This is a genomic window from Aquitalea aquatilis, assembly GCF_005155025.1.
GTDB classification, from domain to species: Bacteria; Pseudomonadota; Gammaproteobacteria; order Burkholderiales; family Chromobacteriaceae; genus Aquitalea; species Aquitalea aquatilis.
Window position 1 is genome coordinate 3,237,196 of record NZ_CP039731.1, and the last position, 18,507, is coordinate 3,255,702.

The following is an 18,507-nucleotide window of genomic DNA, read 5'->3' on the forward strand; positions in this document are numbered from 1 at the left end:
CCCCGCCCTTGCCCTGCAAGGGGGCCTCGCTTTCTTTTCAGAAAGCGAGAGGGGTTTGTCAATAATCTGAAAGCTGGCCGGTAGTGCCGGCCAGCTTTTTCCTGGCAGAAGCTCAAGCGATCAAGCAGCCATCACCCGGTTGCGGCCAGCCTGTTTGGCGGCATACAAGGCCTGATCGGCTACCTCCAGCACTTGTTCCCAGTTGGCACTGTTCTTGGCCAGCGTATAGCCGATGCTCACCGTCACGCACATCTCCACGCCGTGGCAGTGGATGCGGCGAGCGGCAATATTGGCGCGGATATCGTCCAGCCACTGCCGGCAGCTATCCTGGTCACAGCCATCGGGCTGCGGTGAAAACAGCAGAAACTCCTCACCACCCCAACGCGCCAGGATATCTCCGTCTGAGGCCGCCTCGCGCAAGGCGCGGGCGCAGTCACGAATCACCTCGTCGCCAAGCTGATGGCCGTGGCTGTCATTGATTGCCTTGAAGTGGTCGATGTCTATCATGGCCAGCAGGAAAGCCTGCTCGCCATGCCGCTTGGGCTGACGGCGAATGCGCTCGTGAAAGGCATTGCGATTGAGCAGGCCAGTGAGCGGGTCGGTCGTGGCGGCGGCAAACAGTTTTCTCTGGGTGTTGTATACCAGGCCAGTAGTGGACAGGATGACGATAATGCTGGAGATAATGCTGACCAGCAGGGTTTCTATCATCGATTTTTTCTCGTTTGCCAGCGTCTCTGATACATCTTCTTCCACGGCCAGATACCAGCTACTGCCCGGCAGTTTGCGTATGCCGACAATGCGCTCTGTTGCTGTGGATTGCAGCAGGAAATTATGCGGTACTGACTCGTCCTGATGAATGGCCGTATTCATCGACTTGAAATCAAAGTGGGGCGGAAAGGCCGAGACGCTGCTGCGGATGATGATATTGCCGGACTGATCAAATATGTAAATGGCGTTATTGTATTTGTCGGCGTATTTATCGATGATTTTCTTGAAGCGGTGCAGCTCCAGGCTGATGCCGACAATGCCGATGATCTGGCCTTGATCATCGAAAATTTTCTCATTGGCAAAAACCAGCAGCGAGTCATTTTCCTGGTATTTGCCCAGATTAAGCTCATAGATGGCCGGGTCGGCCAATACCCGCCAATACCAGGCATCCCTTGCCGTATTCTTGTGCAGTACAAGCTGGCTGCCGCTATCGGTGTAGTATTTCTTTTCGGCATTATCCACCAGGAAAGCCGTGGTGGCATTGTATTTTTCTTTTATTCCGCGCAGATATTTGCGAATGGTGACGGGGTTGCTGTTCTTGTCGATTATCCAGTCACGCACAAAGCTATCATGGGCCATGAAGGTGGCAATATCTACCGGATTCATGATGTTGCTTTGTATTTCGGTGTAAATGGAATCCCCAATCAAGGGCAGGGATTCTTCCAGAACCCTTTTTTCGGCTTCGCTCTTTTCGCGTGAATAAGTGACGACGGCGCTGAGGGAAAAACCGATGCTGATAATGAGGGAAATGAAAATAATCTGTTTATGGTACCGGCCACGCATGACTCACCCCGATATATTTCTTATTTGAACCAATATTATTATGGTGGGAAGACGCATTTGCCGTGCGTTCCCTGCCCTGTTTATAACCCAACTATGCGTTAAAGCCCAGCTTGCTGTGTCGTCAGCAGAGGGGGCTGGGCGGCAGGCGCGGTGAAGCGTTGGGGGTTCGAAAGAAGAAAGTGCTAGCCGGAGCCGGTGTGACTTGGAAGCGCCAACAAAACCCGGCGCTCTGCATGACGCCTCCTGGCCGTACATCTTGTACGGCCGGTATTGGCGCGCGTTGGACTGGGTTCTCTGCGCGGTTTTGTTCGTGGCGCTTAGGGCTGGGGCGGCTGCTTCTGTTGGCGGAACAAGGCCCATTCCTCGATGACCCGGCCATCCGCCAGCTGACACAGGGAAAACTCATTGCCCGCGCTGTCTTTTTGCGGCAGCAACTGGCCACCTTGCTTGATGCAGTACACCGAGGCGGGATTGGCCATGCCCACCATGCCAGGGGAGGGTGTGGTGGATGAAGTCGCGCAGCCGGCCAGCAACAGGCCGAGCAAGGCGGGGATAGGGTAGCGAGGGCGGGTAAGGGCGGACATGCATGGCTCCAGGGACGCTTGCTGCAATGGCGCAAGTATAGCGCGGGCATTGCTGGTCCTGGCGCGGATGATCTGTATGGGGCAAAGCAAAGCCGGGCGCGCAGTTGCGGCCCGGCTTTGTCTGTCGGGGCTGGTTGACGGGCTAGCCGAATTACCTGCTGGCGATCTGCACGCCGTGCTGCTTCTTGTCGGTATTGATGCGGATGGTGATGCGCTTGGCCGGTATGCCGGCGGTCACCAGGAAGTCTCGAACTTCGGCGGCGCGGGCTTGTGCCACCGGCTTGGCCTTGTTCGAGCTGCCACGGTAGCAATAGCCGCGCAGGGTGATCTTTTTCATGGCCTGGATGCTGCTGATCTGTCGCAGGATCTGCCCCTTGCCGACGGGGTCCAGCGTGCTATCCGTTGCAGCAAAGGGGATAAAGCCGGGAGCTGCCGCCATATTGGCGTCGATTTTCTGGTTCAGCACAGCCTGGGCTGGGCTGTTGCTGTTTGCTGAGGACAGGGTGGCGGTCGGCTTGTTGATGGCATTGTTGCCAGTGGTGGCGGCTTGCTGGCTATTGGTGCTGGAACAGGCTGCCAGAGTGGTGGTGAGCAGGCAGCCAAGCAGAAGACGTTTCATGGTGATGGTTCCGTGTGGAGTAAGGGCGTTGCTGGGCATTCTTCGCATCGGCCTGAGTCGATGTCGCACCCAGCATGGATGAAAGCAGTCCGACATGACGATGTTATGAAAGTTCGCGCTTGTAGAACAGAGGCTATTCCATACGGATAACGCACAACCATGATATCGGATGACAGCAAGATCGGCCGGCATGCCCGTCATGACACGCTGAGGGCTGTCGAGTGAGCCGGGTGGCCAGCTAGTGCATTACTCTGGAAGCTGCCCCGCAGGGCAGGGCAGGCATTGAGCGGTAGGCCCTTATCCGCCATCGCATCCTCTGCACATCCGCCGCCATGAAAAGTTGCGCTAGCAGTCCCGGGGGACAATCTGCTTCAGATGGCACCGGCGTCGAATACCAGGGTGACCGTACCCACAAAGCGCTCGCCGCTTTGCTTGGCCATGGCCGTCACATCTGGTGCCGCCACGGTAAAGTGCAGCTGCGAACGGCGCGCGGCGCTGGCAGCCTGAGAGCCGAACACCACCGCGGCCGCATTGCTCAGTGGTGTGCGCGCAGCCTTCTGGCCGCTGTCTTTCACCCGCAAGCCCTCCATGCTCAGCGCGGTGGCCACCGGCACCACCAGCTGTTTGCCATTGGCAATGCCGCAATGGCGGCCCACCGTGTACTGGCATTCCAGTCGCACACTGAAGTTGCCCGAGCTGGCCACGGTAAACGGGATATCGCGCTGCAGTGGGCCGGGGGCGCGGCCCTGCTGTAGCCATACCGCCCAGCCACCGGCAGGCTCCAGCAGCACCTGTCGGGCGTTGTCCGGGTAGTTCACTTTCAGTTCATGTGCCACGCTCAAGACAAAATTGATTTTGACACTGCTGGCATCGGCGGTGGCGGTGTCGCCAAAATCAAAATCCTGACCGGGGCCGATACGGTACTCCAGGCTGCCTTTGTACTCGCCATTGCCCAGTTCCAGCGGGCTGGGGGTTTGCAGTTCGTACATCAAGCCGGCATCGGTCATGCTGATGCCAGGGGCGGGGATGGTATAGGCCGCCAGCTTGTAACATCCATCAGCACTCTCCGGATACCCCCAGATCGCAGCTCCCCATCTGTCTGAGGCCCAGGCGTCCGTTATTCTCGTGCATTTGCCTGATGGATAGTTCCAGTAACTGCTGACCCAGAGTTTGTCATGGGCTTCAATAAAATTACTGGCACCTGTGATATCCATTAAGCTTCGAGTCAGGTTGAAGGTGCTGGCCATGCCACTGACCCGAAAGCGCAGCTGGCTGGTTTGCCCGGTCTGGCTATTGACCACCTGCACCGTGCGGAAGGTATTGGGCACCTTGATGTACACGCCCTTGCGCGGATCGGTTTCCCCGCTTTTCATGCTGGGGTAGGACCAGCTAACCGGAAAGGTAATGCTGAATTTTTTGTCGGTGCAATATGTTGGCCAGCGGCCGCAATAGCTGCCTTGTGGGGTGGTATTTTCAAATTGCATGGTTTGTGGTGACAGCACGGAAGGGCGAAAGCGCGCGCTGATGTTCAGCTCCACCCCGCTGGCGCTGGCAGCCAGCAGGCAGGCGGCAAGGCTGCCGACCAGTTGGTGTCGCCAGGTGCTGCTGCGCTTGCGGTGTTGCATTGCTTTGCCTTTGTTCCAGGGTGAAGGCACGACGGTGCGGTCGCGCCGGGTAAGGGGCTGCGTGGGTCAGCGCGCCTGCTCCAGCATGGCATTGCATTCGGCCACGGCTTGCATCAGGTCAGCCACGATCTCGCGGCATTCCGCCAGCGACTGCTGGCTGACGCTGTCTTGCAGCAGTTCGCTGAGCGACAGCATTTCCTGGTCCTGCACCATGCGCGCGGCACCCATCAGCTTGTGCGTCAGGCCGGCCATCTGCACAAAATCGGCCTGCGCACAGGCCTGCTGCAGGGCGGCGATGTCCTGCTGATTGCTTTCTTGCATCAGGTCGATGAATTGCTGGCGCGATACCGTGGCCAGCTTCAGCCCGGCAATACGCTGCTGCAGGATGTGCCGGCGTTGCTGGCTGGCATCGTCCTGCGGGCAGGCGGCCAGCGCTGCCGTCAGTTGCTCGATATTGACCGGCTTGATCAGGCAGCAATCCATGCCGGCGGCCAGGGCCTGCTCCAGATTGCGCGGCCGGGCATCGGCGGTGTAGCCGATGATGTAGGGCTGTTTGCCTGGACGTGCGCGCAATTGGCGCGCCAGGCTGAAGCCATCCATGCCCGGCATGAAACAGTCGCTGATGACGATGTCGCAGTGCTCGGTTGCCAGCAAGCTCAGCGCCTCTTCTGCACTGGGCAGGCTGCGGATGTCGTGCAAGCCGATAAAATTCAGTTGTTGTTGCAGCAGCAGCCGGTTGGCCGGATGGTCATCCACTACCAGCACCCGCGATGCGGTTTCTATCCGCTGCTGAGGCGGCGCGGCCGCGGCATGGCTGATAGCGCAATCGCAGCGGCAGGGTATGCGGATCGATACCGTGGTGCCGACGCCCAGTTGACTGGACAGGCTGATGTCGCCGCCCATCTGCCGCAGCAGGTTGGCGCAGATCCACAAGCCAAGACCGCTGCCGGATTTGGCGGCTGGATTCTCCTGCGTATAGGCATCGAAGATGCCTGCCTGTGCCTCGCTGGAAATGCCGCGCCCGGTGTCGCTGATGTCCAGTTGCAACACGCCCTGGTCGGATGACTGTGCCTGCCACTGGCAGTCGATGCGGATGTCGCCGTGTTCGGTGAACTTGATCGCATTACCCAGCACGTTGCCCAGAATCTGGCTGACCCGCTTTTCGTCCATGTACAGCGTGTCGGGCAGGGCTGGGTCGGTATGCAGCGTGAGTACCAGCTCGTTTTCCTTGGCAATCGGCCCGTATAGAGCCGCCATGCTGGCCAGCATGCGCCAGGGCTGTGCCGGATGCGGCGCGATGCTCAGTTGGCCGGCTTCCATCTTGGCTTGGTCCAGAATGCCATCCAGCAGGTGCAGCAGGCTGGTGGCTGACTGGAAAATGGTGCTCAGATTGCTGTTGGCGGCTTTTTTCAGCTCCAGTTCCAGCAGGCCGAGAATGGCATTCATCGGCGTGCGGATTTCGTGGCTGATCACCGCCAGAAAGGTGGTTTTGGCACGGTTGGCGCTTTCGGCATCGTCCCTGGCCTGCTCCAGCGCCCGCTCGCTGTGCTTGAGCGGGGTGATGTCGAACCAACCGCCCAGGATTGCGCCCTCATCCTGGGTAAGCGTGACAAAGGGCTTGGCCCATAGCAGCAAGTCCTGCTTGCCCTGGCGGGTGCTGACCTGACCCTCCCGCTGCGTGCTGCCTTCGGCCCGGGCGGTGGCAATGATGTCGCGCTGCAGTACCTCCAGTGCGCCATCGTCACTTTGTGCAAGGAGTTCGCGGTAAGGCGGGTTGGACAGCTCGATACCGCTGCCGGGCAGTTTGATGAAGAGGGCAAACGGCAGCTGGTCTACCAGGCGGCCCAGGGTGTCCAGCCGTTCGCGCAAGACGCGCTGCTGTCGCCAGTGGCGGCGGCTACGATAGGCGATCAGCACCAGCAGCGCCACCAGGCTGGCCACCAGCAGCCAGATCATGGCTTGGTAGTTGCGGTCGTTCAGGCGGCTCAGGCCGACATGCATGGTGCTGGCCTTGCTGTTGACCCAGTCCAGGCGCAGCTTGTCCAGTTCCTCTTGCGGAATGGCCAGCACTGCCTTGTTGATGATTTCGGCCAGTACCGGCAGGGCGCGGCTGGTGCCAATGGCGATGTCCAGCGGTGTCTGGTTGGCCGTGCCGATGACCTTGAACTGGCCCAGTTCACCATTGCGCACGATGGCGTTGGCGGTCAGCAGGCTATTGATGTTGGCATCGACCTTGTGCTCGGCCAGCAGGCGGAAGGTGCCGAGCATGTCAGGGGCTTCCACGAACTGGATGCGCGCACGCAGGGCCGGGTCGCTGATGCTTTCCCGGGCCGCCGAATGGCGGATGATGGCCACCTTCTTGCCTGCTAGGTCCGTCAGCGAACGGATAGCGCTTTCGTCATCGCGGGTGATCACCCCCCACAGCGAATGGGCGTAGGGTACGGAAAACAGCATGTCCTGGCGGCGGCGCTCAGACACCGCCAGATTGGGAATGATGTCGACCTCACCTCTGGAAAAATCCACCAGCCGGTGGTCGCCACTGCGGGGCGCTTCGACGAAGCGCAGGCCGGTGCGCTGGGCAATCTTCTGCAGCAGCTCGATGGACATGCCGGCGGCCGGGGCATCCGGGCTGGTCTTGAAGGCCAGCGGGTAAAGATCGCCCGGTACGGCGTAGCGCACGACGGGATGCGCCTGAATCCAGGCCTGTTCGCTGGGCGACAGCTTGATCTGCTGGCTGATGTTGTAGTGTTCATTGCCACCCTGCCAGCGCTTCTGAACCTCCAGCTCCACCCGACTGGGAATGGCAGCCAGGGCATCATTCAGGCTGGCCTGCAGCGGGCGCTGGTCCTGGCGCAGCAAAAACACGAAGGGATCGTCTTCCAGCGCGGAGTAGTTGGCAATTTCCAGGCTGTCCAGCGATAGCTGGTTGATCAGGAAATTCGCTTCGGTGGGGTTGCCAATATAAAGATCGGCCTGCTGGAAGGCGACGGCTTGCAAGGCCTGCAAGCCATTGTCAAAGCGCTGTATCGGGCTGCCCGGATAAATGCGGGTCAGCTGTGCCGCCAGGGCGGGATGTTTGCCGATGGCAATGCGCGGGCGGCGCGTATTGCCATCATCAACCCGCCTTACCTCGATGAGGCGATTGGGGAAATAAGCATGCGTGCCGAGCAGGTCTGCCGCCTGATCGCTCTGGTTGCCTGCCAGCAGATCTATGCTGCCGGCGCGCAAGGCCTGGAGCGCCTGCTGTTTGTCGCTGAAGGGCAGGGCCTCGATGTGCCGGCCAAGCTGGCGGCCGATCAGCGCCAGGTAATCGGCGCTGATGCCTTCCAGCTGCGTGCTGTCCTTGCGCACGTAGTAGGGAATGTACTCATCCAGCACCATGCCCACCTTGAGTGGCGGGCGCTGGCGTTCAATGCCGGTTTGGCTGGCGGGCTGGCCGGGGTAGAGCTGTAGCGGCAGCGGCTCTGCCAGCGCTAGCCGGGCAAACCAGCACAGCACCAGGCACAGTCCGCCAAGCCAGTACTCAGTCCGCCGCATGAATCTGTACCTGCTGCGCCAGCTGCATCACCGACTGCACCTTGAGTTTCTGGAAGATGCGCGTCTTGTAAGTGCTGACAGTCTTGTTGCTGATGGCCAGTTGTCGGCCGATATCCAGATTGGACAAACCCTGGGCCAGCAGGCGCGCAATCATCAATTCGCGATTGGACAAGCGGCCGATCGCACCATCCACTGTCGGATCGCCTGCCGAATTCAGGCTCTGCATGGCGGCCTGGGGGAAAAAGGTATAGCCCGCCAAGATCATGTTGGCCGCTTGAAAGATGTCTTCCAGATCCTTGCTTTTGCTGATATAGCCGTGCGCGCCGCATTTCAGGGCGCGTAGCGCGTAAATGTTTTCATTCTTGGCGGACAAGAATAAAACCTTACTCGGCAAATGGGCGGCGCAAACACGCTGCCATACCTCAAAGCCGTCGATATCCGGCAACTCCAGATCCAGAATAATCAAATCGGCTGCCTTCTTTTTTAAAAAGGCCAGGCCATCCATACCATTACCCGTATCCAATAGAACATTAAATTCATTTGCATTATGGAATAAGCCGCGAATGGCGATGCGAATGGCTGGGTGATCGTCGATGATGACAATTGATTTCATGGGTGTCCTGATGCTCATTAGCGGCGAATAATAACAATTCAGAAGTGTTTTTGTCTATTTTAGGAAATTTCATACAAAAATAAAGACAGATCGCATATTTAGTTAAGACTTCTCTTGGATACAATAGCCCGCTATGAGTAAGGTGAATTTATGACGAGATTCTTGGTAATTGACGATCACGCGCCACAGCGTTTTCTGATTGCTGATTTGTTACGCACTATCGGTTTTGAAAATATTACCGAGGCCGCCTGCGCCAGCAGCGCCCTGGCAGCAATATGCCAGCCAGCTGCCGAGCCTTTTGATGTACTTATTTGTGACCTGCAAATGCCGGATATGGATGGCATTGGCTTAATCAGAATGCTGGCAGCGCGCGGGGTAAAGCCTGCGGCCCTGATACTGATGAGTTCTTATGATCACCGCATCTTGCAAGCGGCTGAAATGGCAGCCAGGGAGTCACATTGGCAGGTGCTGGGGAGCGTGCAAAAGCCTGTTTCTTGTGAGGATTTGCGCCGGGTGCTGGCTACGGAAGCTGGCTCGGAATTGCCGGAAGGCAGATTGTCTGCACCTGTGTATCTGAATAGTGAGGAGATATGGGACTCTTTATGCAAAGGTCAATTTGTTGCGCATTACCAGCCAAAATTCAATCTGGATACCATGGATTATATCGGTGCCGAATTACTGGCACGCTGTGATCATCCTTATTATGGCTTGCTCACGCCGGCCAGCTTTCAGGAGTTGTTTGATGATCCGGATGCGCTCAGGCAATTGACATGGCAAATGCTGCATCAGGGTTTGAGAGATTTACAACGCTGGCATGCGCAAGGCCTGCGCGTTTCTCTGGCATTCAATCTGGGTTGGCAGTTATTAAAGCAGAGCGATTTTGCGGCAGTGTTGATTGAAGAAACCAGCCGGCGCGGTATTGATCCCGCCAGCATTATCATCGAAGTCACCGAAACCGAAGAGCTATCTGATCTGGCTCAGGTATTGGGCAATATGGCGAGTTTGCGGCTGCATGGTTTTCAATTGGCCTTGGATGACTTTGGTAGTGGCTATGCCAATTTGCAGTTATTAAGCCAGATGCCGCTGACACAGCTCAAGTTGGACCAAAGCCTGTTGCGGGCAGCCAGTCGCGGCCGGGATGGCCTGACCGTACTGGCCGCCGCAGTCGGCATGGCCAAAAGTCTGGCGGTGACCGATGTGGTGCTGGAAGGAATCGAAAGCACGCAGGATCTGGACATTGCCCGTCAATTGGATATCAGCACCGGCCAGGGCTATTTTCTGGCGCGGCCGATGAGTGCACATGAAATCGGAAACCGGTTTTGATGGCTGTCCGGCGGGCAAGGCGGAAAGAGGAAGGAAAGAAATGCGCTTGATCATTCTGATTATCACACTGCTGGCTGCGGGCCTGGCGCAGGCCGGGCCGGTCATCAGCATCGGTGCGTTGTACAACTATATCGATCATGACCGCAGTTCCATCCTGAAGCGGATCTACAACAGCGGCAGCAATACCGCATTTGTCCGGATCACCATCCATGAAGTGGTGTACGACAGCAATGGCAAGCATCGCGAACTGCCCGTCACCCGCGCCGAAGACGGTGCCAGGCTGGAGGGGCTGATTGCCAGTCCCTCACATGTGATCGTCCCGGCATCTTCTGCCAGCAGCGTGCGGCTGCTGCATGTCGGCTCGCGTGAGCGGGAAAGCTATTACCGCGTGCGCTTCGTGCCGGTTTTGCCGCAGAAAAAAGACGAATTCGGGCTGGATGACAAGGCGGCCAATCAATACCAGAACTCGCTGGATGCCGGGGTGAACGTGCTGACTGGCTATGGCGCTTTTCTGATTGTCCGGCCGCATGTCGAGCATTACGACACCGTGCTGGACAGCAAGGATGATGCCTTCGTCGTCAGCAATCGCGGCAACAGCACCATCGTGCTGGAGGCCTTGTACCAGTGCGAGGCCGGCAATGTCTGTACCGATGCGGTAAAGCGCCATGTCTTGCCGCAGGCAAGCTTGCGCCTGGAGCGAACGCCACAGCGGCGTTACCACTTCGAGTTGATAGAGGGGACACGATCCAAGCCCGTATCCCTTCCCTGATGTCGAGCTGTGCTTGGAAACAATATGGAGATGTACATGATGAAGAAATTATTTTTGGCGCTAGCACTGGCGACTGTGTGGGGCAATGCATTGGCGGAAACAAGCAAGTTGCAACTGACGGTGGAAGCGCGTATTCCGTCCGACAATTTTTATGTCACGCCAGTTGGCGGCTGGGGCGGTCAGGTGCAGAACATGACCTGGCAGCCCGGCACCAGCAACCTGGAGCCTTTGCAAAAAACGCTGGAAATGAAGAGCACGCTGGGCCCGATCCAGGGCTATCTGGAAGAAGCCGCCATCCTGTACAGCAGCAATGGCCAGAACGCCATCCCGCTGAACGTGAAAGTGGCGGACAAGAAGCTGGAAGTGGGCAGTACCAGCAAGGTGGAAGTGATGTCGGCCACCAATGCGGCAGTCAGCAAGCGGGTAACCCTGGCGCTGGAACCGGTAAAACCCAGCAATGGTTATCAGGCCGGCCAGTACAACGCAGTGGTCAACATGATGTTTGAGAGCGTGGCACCGGGCGGCTGATTTGTCGGCGGTAGCGCCGTTTTCTTTTTTTCATTCGATGGTTTTGGCGCGCCGTCCGGCGTGCCTTTTTTAACTTCCGAGACCGATGTTGCATACCAATACACTGTTGGCGGCCTGGCTGCTGGTCAGTGGTGTGGCGACAGCAGGTACTACTGTGCTGACACCCTCCCTGCAGCAGCAGGCAGAAGATATTCCCGCAGAATTCGCCGATCGATTGTTTACCAGCCCGCAAGCCAGCCGCGTCGAACTCAATGGCGCATTCCTGGGGGATGCCTTGCTGGCGCTCAGCCGCGACGGCCGCGTGCAGTTGCTGCAGTTCAGCGATGCTGGCCCGCAAGGGCAGACCACGCTGCAGACAGTCTGGCAACACTATCTGAGCGAAGCCAAGCCGCTGGGTGACTGCAAGACCGACTGCCCGCGTGGCTTGCTCGGCATGCATTACAGCGTGGAAAACGCCACGCTCTACCTGCTGAGTCAGCATGCCGAAAGCCATGAGCAGGCCGGGGCTTATATCCTGCCGCCCGCGGCGGGCAGCCAGGGCATGATTGCACGCAGCCAGTTGAACCTGGCGGGTGCACAGCAGGGCGGGGCAGGTGGACGCTACGCACTGGACGTGAGCGGCAGCCTGGGCAACTGGACCAGTCACGGCGGCGCACTACTCAGCCGCAGCAGCGGCATGGATGCCGGCTGGCGTCACGCGCTGACCCAGCTGTATGCCCAGCGTGAATATGCGGGCAACTATGTGCGGCTGGGTTATTTCACCCCGGACAACCAACAGATGGTGTTGCTGCCACGCCCGCTGGCTGGCAGTGGCAGCACCACCCTGGGTGTGATGGCAGGCAGTTCCGCCACGCTCAGGAGTAGTCACGATTTCTCCAGCAGCTATCCGATTTATGTCACCGCCAACCGTGACGGCATGGTGGAAGTGCTGCGCAATGGCGTGCTGCTGCATAGCCAGCCGGTCAGCTCCGGTTTGCAACTGGTCAACACCCGCAGCCTGCCCGAGGGGGTGTATCAGGTAGAAGTCAGGCTATTGCAGGACGGCGTGCTGCACAGCACGCAAAGCGAATGGATTTACAAATCGCCCAGCTGGGGCAGTGCCGAACAGCGCTGGCGCTACAACCTGTTTGCCGGCCAGCAGCGCAAGTTGCTGGATAATTTTGACGGCAGCGACGCCGGTGAGCCGGTCTGGGGCGGCAATCTCAATTACCTGGTACTGCCGCAACTGGTGGCCGGCATCAATGTGGCGCGCACCGGACAGCACGGCGGCCATGGCGCATCGGTGGCGGTGGATTTCACCAGCGACAGCAAGCTGATTGCCAACTGGCTGCACAGCGGGCAGGCCGGTAATCAGGCAGATCTGCAATGGTATGGCGGTTTTGGTGACGGCAGCGTGCTGCTGGGGCTGAGCCAGTGGCGGCAAAGCCTGCCCGATGGCGGCAGCCAGCCGGTGCGTACCGTCAACCTGACCTGGCAGCAGCAACTGGGCCGGGGCGACAGCCTGTCGGCCCGGCTCAGTCATGGCAATGGCCAGGGCCAGGGTGTGGGGCTGGATCTGGGCCTGAGCCGGCGCCACAAGCTGTGGGGTAGCGATCTGGTGTCCCGGCTGTCGATGTTCGACCGCCCCTATGGCGGCATGGGCGGGCAGCGCAGCCGTGGCATCGAGCTGTCGTTGAACCTGGATTTTGCCAGTGAGGGCCGCAGCTTCAGCGCCACCCTGGGAAGCCGCAACGGGGGCGGCAGCAATCGCGAGCAATATGCCGGCCTTACCTTGCGCCAGCGTCAGGAGGCATCGTGGCTGCAGCAATATGGCATAGGGCTGAATGCCGATCGTTACGGCCTGGGTGTCACTGGTGATGTGCAATGGCGGCATGCGCTGGCACAAGGCGATGCCTATCTGGCACGCGCCGCGCAAGGCGGCCGTTTCAGTGGCGGCGTCAACGTGGAAAGCACCCTGGCACTGAATGGCCAGGCGGTGGCGCTGTCGGCCGACGGGGTGTCCAGTGCAGTCGATACCGCAGTCATTGTGGATGTGGCATCGGACATCCCGGAGTTGACCCTGCATGCAGAAGACAGCAGCGGCGGGCACTACACCTTGCATCGCGGACGCAATCTGCTGCCGGCCTCGCCTTATCGCCCAGGCAAGTTCAGCTTCTATTTCGCCGAGCGCGACGCCACGGCCGCCAGCATCAGCCCGGCCCAGTCTAGCTATCACCTCAACAAGGGCGGCGTGGATTACGTGGTGGTGAATGTGCGCAAGATCGTCACCCTGGCCGGTCGCCTGCAAGGGGCCGATGGCCGTCCGCTGGCCGGTGCGGCCGTCATCAACCATGCCGGGCGCACCATGAGCGACAGCGATGGCTTCTTTAGCGTGGATGTCAGTGCCAGCCAGCCAGAACTGGAAATCAAGCTGAACGGCCAGCGCCAGTGCCTGTTCAAGCTGGCGGGCAATCCGCCGGCCAAAGCACAGGATGTACAGTTTGTCGGCGATATCCGCTGCGCGCCCTTGCTGGCTCAGCACGCAACAGATAGCGCCAGCCTGCCGCCTGCCAGCCGCCCCGGCCCGCTGTTATAAAACAAGACCCGGCTGGCAGCCTCCCAGCCGGGCGCGGCAGGCTTGCGCAGTAGCGCCTGCCATCCTCCGGTTTGCTGATAAGTAACGCAGTTTTCCTTGTTTCCACTGGCCAGGCCGGCCGATTACAGTAAGAGCGGCTAACAAAATAGCGTAGCGCCCCTGGGGCAAGGCGGCGTTACGCCGCCGCAGGGTTTTTGTTAGCCGCACTAAGCCCATACCGCAATCACACTGAACAGGAAGCAATATGACACTGCGACTTGGCGATATCGCCCCCGACTTCAGCCAGCAATCCACGGCGGGTGAGCTGAATTTCCACGCCTGGAAGGGCGACAGCTGGGCTGTACTGTTTTCCCACCCGGCCGATTACACCCCGGTGTGCACGACCGAACTGGGGGTGACCGCCAAGCTGAAGCAGGAATTCAGCCAGCGCAATGTCAAGGTGTTGGCCTTGTCGGTCGATCCGGTAGAGGCCCACCACGGCTGGATTGCCGACATCAACGACACCCAGCAGGCCAATGTGGATTTTCCCATCATTGCCGACGCTGACCGCAAGGTGTCCGAGGCTTACGATCTGATTCACCCCAATGCCAGCAGCACCCATACCGTGCGTTCGCTGTTCATTATCGACCCGTCGCACAAGGTGAGGCTGATCATTACCTATCCGGCCAGCACCGGTCGTAACTTCCGCGAGATCCTGCGGGTGATCGACTCGCTGCAGCTGACCGACAAACACAGTGTTGCCACGCCAGCCAACTGGGAACAGGGGCAGGAAGTGGTGATCGTGCCGTCGCTGCAGGATGAGGCGCTGATCCGCCAGAAATTCCCTCAGGGTTATCGTGCGGTCAGGCCCTATTTGCGCCTGACGCCACAGCCGGTTTAGGGCCGCTTGCAATAATTCGCTGCGCTCCCTGCTCAAGGTCGGCCAATGCCGACAAGCCGGGAGGGGGCGTAGCGAAGTCGAATTTGTTGTTGTCCTGAGTTGTCTTGAGTTGTCTCTGTTTCTCCTTCTTGCATGTCTCTTCTTCAGCCGGATCTTGCGATCCGGCATTTTTTTGCCTGCCTTGCGCGGCTTCTTTAGCGAAATTTTTGCTAACCAGAGCATTTTTTATTGCTTATCGATATAAAAAAGCTCTGTTACCGTGGTTTTATCAGCCGCTGCGGCCAAACCCACGAGAAAGACCACCCCATGAGCATTCAATCCATTAATGTCCGCAACCAGTTCAAAGGCGTAATCAAGGAAATCCTGGAAGGGCCGGTACTGTCGGAAGTCGATGTCGAAACCGCCTCCGGCATTGTCACCTCGGTGATTACCACCCGTTCGGTGCGCGAGCTGCAATTGAAGGTTGGCTCGCCGGTGGTGGCCTTCGTCAAGTCCACTGAAGTGTCGATTGCCACGCTGGCCTGAGGAGGTGCGCATGAGCTCGCAACTGTCAGTGCAAGCCCTGGATCAGCTGTTTGTCCAGGCAAGATCGACGCATCATTTTCAACCAAGGCCGGTGAGCGAAGACACCATTCGCCAGCTGTACGCGCTGCTGAAATGGGGGCCGACCGCCTTTAATGGCCAGCCGGGCCGTTATCTGTTCATTCACAGTGCCGAGGCAAGGCAAAAGCTGCTGCCCGCGCTGTCTTCCGGCAACCGCGACAAGACCGCCGCCGCACCGCTCACCGTGGTGCTGGCTTACGACCCGGCTTTTCATCAGCATCTGCCCGGGCAGTTTCCGGCTTATGACGCCAAGGGTTTCTATGATGGCCTGCCGCAATTGCTGGAACCGCATGCGCGGCTCAATGCCAGCCTGCAAGCGGCGTATCTGATTCTGGCTGCCCGTGCACTGGGGCTGGACGCCGGGCCGATGGCAGGGTTTGATGCGGCGGCGGTCGATGCGGCCTTCTTCCCTGACGGGCAGTGGCGCAGCCTGTTGCTGCTTAACCTGGGCTATGGTGTGCGCGACGGTCAGCCGCCGCGCGGTCCTCGGCTGGAGTTTGAACAGGCTGCTGCCATCGTTTGACCGCATCACCCTTGTCAGTCAGCTCGCCGCCCATGCGCATGCATTGGCGGCTTTTGTCGTAATTTGCCGTTATTTATCTGAATTTAAGATATAAAACGGCGATTTTCTTGGTTTGTCGATTCATGCCGGATGGTTAGTCTGTCCCCTGAATGTGCTGCCCACCCACTTGCGGCAGCCACCATCAGGGAGTCTGCAATGCAGTCATCAACAATCAAATTTTCACGCTGGGGCGGTGTGCTGGCCACGCTGTTGCTGGCTGTCAGTACGCTGGCCGTGGCCGGTTCCAACGGCATCAAGGTGGGGGTGTCATCCACCCCGCAAATCGAATCGCTGCAGATTGCAGTGAAAGAAGCCAAAGCCCAGGGGCTGAATGTGGAGCTGGTGGAGTTTTCCGACTGGAACACCCCCAACGCCGCGCTGGCCAATGGCGATATCGACGTCAATTATTTCCAGCACATTCCCTTTCTGGAAAACGCCAAGAAGCAGGGCGGCTATGACTTTGTGCCGATTGCCCCCGGCACCATCATGAAAATCGGCCTGTACTCGCACAAATGGAAATCCTTTGCCCAGATTCCGCAGGGAGCCAAGGTGGCGATTGCCGGCGATCCGGTCAATGGCGGGCGCGGCTTGCTGCTACTGGAAAAAGCCGGGCTGATCAAGCTCAAGCCTGGCCTGGGTTACAAGGCCACCATCCAGGACATCGTGGCCAATCCGCGCAAGCTGCAAATCGTGCAGCTGGAAGCCTCGCAGCTGGCGCGTTCGCTGGATGACGTGGATCTGGCGCAGGGCTACCCCTCCTTTCTCAAGCTGGCCGGCGACAACCCGGACAATGCGCTGCTGTTCGACGGGCTGGAAAACAAGATCTACGCCCTGCAATGGGTGGTGCGCAAACAGAACGTGAACAACCCGCAAATCCGCCGCTTCATTGCCATCTATCAACACTCGAAGCAGGTGCGCGCTTCGCTGGACAAGGTGTTCGGCAAGCTGTACGCCCCGGCCTGGCTGTAAGGAGAAGGGTATGAATGCACGGGCAGATATTGCGCTGGGTACTCCACTAGCCGCTGCACCAGCGGAGGCTGAAGTGCTGGTGGAGTTCCAGCAACTGGGCCGGCAGTTCCAGGCAGGCGGGCGCAGCGTACAGGCCTTGCAGGAGGTGGAGTTCGGCATCCGGCGCGGGGAAATCTTCGGCATCATCGGCCGTAGCGGCGCAGGCAAATCAACCCTGCTGCGCATCATCAACCGGCTGGAACAGCCCAGCAGCGGACGCGTGCTGGTGGGCGGACGTGACCTGTCCGGGCTGAACGAGGCGCAGCTGGCGCGGGCGCGCCGTGGCATCGGCATGATTTTCCAGCATTTCAACCTGCTGTCCTCGCGCACGGTGGCGCAGAACATCGGCCTGCCACTGAAGATTGCCGGGGTAGCCGCTGCGGATATCGAGCAGCGTGTCGACGAGCTGCTGCGCCTGGTCGGACTGGAGGGCAAGCGCGATGTCTATCCGGCACGGCTGTCCGGCGGGCAGAAGCAGCGGGTGGGCATTGCCCGGGCGCTGGCGCACCGGCCGGACATCCTGCTGTGCGACGAGGCCACCTCGGCGCTGGACCCGGAAACCACGCAGTCGATTCTGGCACTGCTACGCGACATCAACCGCCAGCTGAATGTCACCGTAGTGCTGATTACCCATGAAATGGCCGTGATCCGCGAAATCTGCGACCGCGTGGCCGTACTGGAAGCAGGGCAGGTGGTGGAGCTGGGGCCGGTGTGGCAGGTGTTTGGTGCACCGCAGGCCGATGCCACCCGCGCCTTGCTGGCATCGCTGGTGCACGAGCTGCCGCCCGACGTGCAGGGCCGCATTGCCAGCGAGCCGGCCACGGCCCAGTCCGAACTGCTGCTGGATGTGCGGCTGGACGGGGTCAGCGGACAAGACCCGGCGCTGGGGCCGCTGGTCAGCGCACTGGGGCCGGCCACCCGCCTGCTGCATGGCGGAGTGGAGCGCATCCAGGGCCGGGCGCAGGGCCGGCTGGTGCTGGCCTGCGCACCGCAGTCACGCAATCGTCTGGGCGATCTGGCCCGTCAGCTGGCCGTGCCGGTCGGCAATATTCGCATCCTGGGGTATCTGGACCATGCCTGATTTTGTTGATTTGTATCTCACGGCCACTTGGCAAACCCTGCAGATGGTCAGCGTGTCGGCGCTGGTATCGGCCTTGTTCGGGCTGGCGCTGGCCTTGCTGCTGGTCACCACCGGTCCGGGCGATCTGTATGCCCGGCCCTGGCTCAACCGTGGGGTGGGCAGCGTGGTCAATGTGTTCCGCTCGGTGCCTTTCATCATTTTGCTGGTGGTCTTGCTGCCGTTCACCCGGCTGGTGGTGGGGACCACCATAGGCGTGTGGGCCGCGGCGGTACCCTTGTCGGTGGCCGGTATTCCGTTCTTTGCCCGCATCGCCGAAGTCAGCCTGCGCGAGGTGGACCGTGGCCTGATCGAAGCGGTACAGGCCATGGGCGGCCGCCGCCGCGACGTGCTGTGGCAAGTGCTGCTGCCGGAGGCGCTGCCCGGCATCGTGTCCGGCCTCACCATCACCCTGGTGGCGATGATCGGCTCCTCGGCCATGGCCGGGGCGGTAGGGGCAGGCGGGCTGGGGGATGTGGCCATTCGTTATGGTTATCAGCGTTTCGACACCCAGGTGATGGTGTCGGTACTGCTTGGCCTGATCGTGCTGGTCAGCGTGGTGCAGACCGTGGGCGATGCCCTGGCACGCCGGCTGAACCATCGTCAATGAAAC

16 protein-coding genes are annotated in these 18,507 nt (G+C 59.6%); 10 read left to right on the plus strand and 6 right to left on the minus strand.

Annotated features, from left to right (window positions below):
- Window positions 1–120 precede the first annotated feature (120 nt).
- The 6 genes from FAZ30_RS15180 to FAZ30_RS15205 all read right to left on the minus strand — a co-directional run bounded on the left by FAZ30_RS15180 (window position 121) and on the right by FAZ30_RS15205 (window position 8,529).
- Window positions 121–1,374, minus strand: a complete 1,254-nt coding sequence (locus tag FAZ30_RS15180) for a sensor domain-containing diguanylate cyclase (RefSeq protein WP_342773759.1) — start codon at window positions 1,372–1,374, stop codon at window positions 121–123.
- Window positions 1,375–1,868: 494 nt separating this feature from the next.
- Window positions 1,869–2,135 (minus strand): putative hemolysin, encoded by a 267-nt coding sequence (locus FAZ30_RS15185; protein ID WP_137009746.1) that lies wholly within the window; start codon window positions 2,133–2,135, stop codon window positions 1,869–1,871.
- A 151-nt stretch (window positions 2,136–2,286) separates the two neighbouring features.
- Complete coding sequence (locus tag FAZ30_RS15190) at window positions 2,287–2,754, minus strand: OmpA family protein (RefSeq protein ID WP_168190859.1); 468 nt, start codon at window positions 2,752–2,754, stop codon at window positions 2,287–2,289.
- A 371-nt stretch (window positions 2,755–3,125) separates the two neighbouring features.
- Window positions 3,126–4,379: a hypothetical protein gene (locus FAZ30_RS15195; protein WP_137009748.1), complete on the minus strand. Its 1,254-nt coding sequence runs from the start codon at window positions 4,377–4,379 to the stop codon at window positions 3,126–3,128.
- Window positions 4,380–4,445: 66 nt separating this feature from the next.
- The gene (locus FAZ30_RS15200) at window positions 4,446–7,916 is read right to left on the minus strand and encodes a response regulator (protein WP_137009749.1); all 3,471 of its coding nucleotides are present in this window, start codon (window positions 7,914–7,916) and stop codon (window positions 4,446–4,448) included.
- Window positions 7,903–8,529: a response regulator gene (locus FAZ30_RS15205; RefSeq protein ID WP_158613527.1), complete on the minus strand. Its 627-nt coding sequence runs from the start codon at window positions 8,527–8,529 to the stop codon at window positions 7,903–7,905. The genes FAZ30_RS15200 and FAZ30_RS15205 overlap by 14 nt, the downstream gene beginning before the upstream one ends.
- 150 nt (window positions 8,530–8,679) lie before the next feature.
- Here FAZ30_RS15205 and FAZ30_RS15210 point away from each other — a divergent pair, with 150 nt between their 5' ends.
- From FAZ30_RS15210 to FAZ30_RS15255, 10 genes are all read left to right on the plus strand, one after another.
- Window positions 8,680–9,852 (plus strand): EAL domain-containing response regulator, encoded by a 1,173-nt coding sequence (locus tag FAZ30_RS15210; RefSeq protein WP_124641100.1) that lies wholly within the window; start codon window positions 8,680–8,682, stop codon window positions 9,850–9,852.
- Window positions 9,830–10,621 carry a molecular chaperone gene (locus FAZ30_RS15215; RefSeq protein WP_124641098.1) on the plus strand — a complete coding sequence of 264 codons (792 nt, stop codon included), beginning with the start codon at window positions 9,830–9,832 and terminating at the stop codon, window positions 10,619–10,621. Before FAZ30_RS15210 ends, FAZ30_RS15215 begins: the two co-directional genes overlap by 23 nt.
- A gap of 36 nt (window positions 10,622–10,657) precedes the next feature.
- On the plus strand, window positions 10,658–11,149 hold the full coding sequence (locus FAZ30_RS15220; protein ID WP_168190860.1) for a CS1 type fimbrial major subunit: 492 nt from the start codon (window positions 10,658–10,660) through the stop codon (window positions 11,147–11,149).
- Window positions 11,150–11,234: 85 nt separating this feature from the next.
- Window positions 11,235–13,724 carry a TcfC E-set like domain-containing protein gene (locus FAZ30_RS15225; RefSeq protein ID WP_124641094.1) on the plus strand — a complete coding sequence of 830 codons (2,490 nt, stop codon included), beginning with the start codon at window positions 11,235–11,237 and terminating at the stop codon, window positions 13,722–13,724.
- 244 nt (window positions 13,725–13,968) lie between these two features.
- Complete coding sequence (locus FAZ30_RS15230; RefSeq protein ID WP_137009751.1) at window positions 13,969–14,604, plus strand: peroxiredoxin; 636 nt, start codon at window positions 13,969–13,971, stop codon at window positions 14,602–14,604.
- Window positions 14,605–14,910: 306 nt separating this feature from the next.
- On the plus strand, window positions 14,911–15,129 hold the full coding sequence (locus FAZ30_RS15235; protein WP_103523187.1) for a TOBE domain-containing protein: 219 nt from the start codon (window positions 14,911–14,913) through the stop codon (window positions 15,127–15,129).
- Window positions 15,130–15,139: 10 nt separating this feature from the next.
- Window positions 15,140–15,730, plus strand: coding sequence for a malonic semialdehyde reductase (locus FAZ30_RS15240; RefSeq protein ID WP_124641090.1), 591 nt, complete (start codon window positions 15,140–15,142; stop codon window positions 15,728–15,730).
- A 195-nt stretch (window positions 15,731–15,925) separates the two neighbouring features.
- The gene (locus FAZ30_RS15245; protein ID WP_137009752.1) at window positions 15,926–16,738 is read left to right on the plus strand and encodes a MetQ/NlpA family ABC transporter substrate-binding protein; all 813 of its coding nucleotides are present in this window, start codon (window positions 15,926–15,928) and stop codon (window positions 16,736–16,738) included.
- 10 nt (window positions 16,739–16,748) lie between these two features.
- A complete protein-coding gene (locus tag FAZ30_RS20815) occupies window positions 16,749–17,858 on the plus strand; it encodes an ATP-binding cassette domain-containing protein (RefSeq protein ID WP_137009753.1) in 1,110 nt (369 codons plus the stop codon).
- Window positions 17,851–18,504 carry a methionine ABC transporter permease gene (locus FAZ30_RS15255; RefSeq protein ID WP_103523191.1) on the plus strand — a complete coding sequence of 218 codons (654 nt, stop codon included), beginning with the start codon at window positions 17,851–17,853 and terminating at the stop codon, window positions 18,502–18,504. Before FAZ30_RS20815 ends, FAZ30_RS15255 begins: the two co-directional genes overlap by 8 nt.
- The last annotated feature ends 3 nt before the right edge of the window (window positions 18,505–18,507 follow it).

Excerpts from the sequence above, each read along its gene's own strand:
- FAZ30_RS15180 (WP_342773759.1), bottom strand. The coding sequence starts at position 1,374 with ATGAATCCGGTAGATATTGCCACCTTCATGGCCCATGATAGCTTTGTG.
- FAZ30_RS15185 (WP_137009746.1), bottom strand. The coding sequence starts at position 2,135 with ATGTCCGCCCTTACCCGCCCTCGCTACCCTATCCCCGCCTTGCTCGGC.
- FAZ30_RS15190 (WP_168190859.1), bottom strand. The coding sequence starts at position 2,754 with ATGAAACGTCTTCTGCTTGGCTGCCTGCTCACCACCACTCTGGCAGCC.
- FAZ30_RS15195 (WP_137009748.1), bottom strand. The coding sequence starts at position 4,379 with ATGCAACACCGCAAGCGCAGCAGCACCTGGCGACACCAACTGGTCGGC.
- FAZ30_RS15200 (WP_137009749.1), bottom strand. The coding sequence starts at position 7,916 with ATGCGGCGGACTGAGTACTGGCTTGGCGGACTGTGCCTGGTGCTGTGC.
- FAZ30_RS15205 (WP_158613527.1), bottom strand. The coding sequence starts at position 8,529 with ATGAAATCAATTGTCATCATCGACGATCACCCAGCCATTCGCATCGCC.
- FAZ30_RS15210 (WP_124641100.1), top strand. The coding sequence starts at position 8,680 with ATGACGAGATTCTTGGTAATTGACGATCACGCGCCACAGCGTTTTCTG.
- FAZ30_RS15215 (WP_124641098.1), top strand. The coding sequence starts at position 9,830 with ATGAAATCGGAAACCGGTTTTGATGGCTGTCCGGCGGGCAAGGCGGAA.
- FAZ30_RS15220 (WP_168190860.1), top strand. The coding sequence starts at position 10,658 with ATGATGAAGAAATTATTTTTGGCGCTAGCACTGGCGACTGTGTGGGGC.
- FAZ30_RS15225 (WP_124641094.1), top strand. The coding sequence starts at position 11,235 with ATGTTGCATACCAATACACTGTTGGCGGCCTGGCTGCTGGTCAGTGGT.
- FAZ30_RS15230 (WP_137009751.1), top strand. The coding sequence starts at position 13,969 with ATGACACTGCGACTTGGCGATATCGCCCCCGACTTCAGCCAGCAATCC.
- FAZ30_RS15235 (WP_103523187.1), top strand. The coding sequence starts at position 14,911 with ATGAGCATTCAATCCATTAATGTCCGCAACCAGTTCAAAGGCGTAATC.
- FAZ30_RS15240 (WP_124641090.1), top strand. The coding sequence starts at position 15,140 with ATGAGCTCGCAACTGTCAGTGCAAGCCCTGGATCAGCTGTTTGTCCAG.
- FAZ30_RS15245 (WP_137009752.1), top strand. The coding sequence starts at position 15,926 with ATGCAGTCATCAACAATCAAATTTTCACGCTGGGGCGGTGTGCTGGCC.
- FAZ30_RS20815 (WP_137009753.1), top strand. The coding sequence starts at position 16,749 with ATGAATGCACGGGCAGATATTGCGCTGGGTACTCCACTAGCCGCTGCA.
- FAZ30_RS15255 (WP_103523191.1), top strand. The coding sequence starts at position 17,851 with ATGCCTGATTTTGTTGATTTGTATCTCACGGCCACTTGGCAAACCCTG.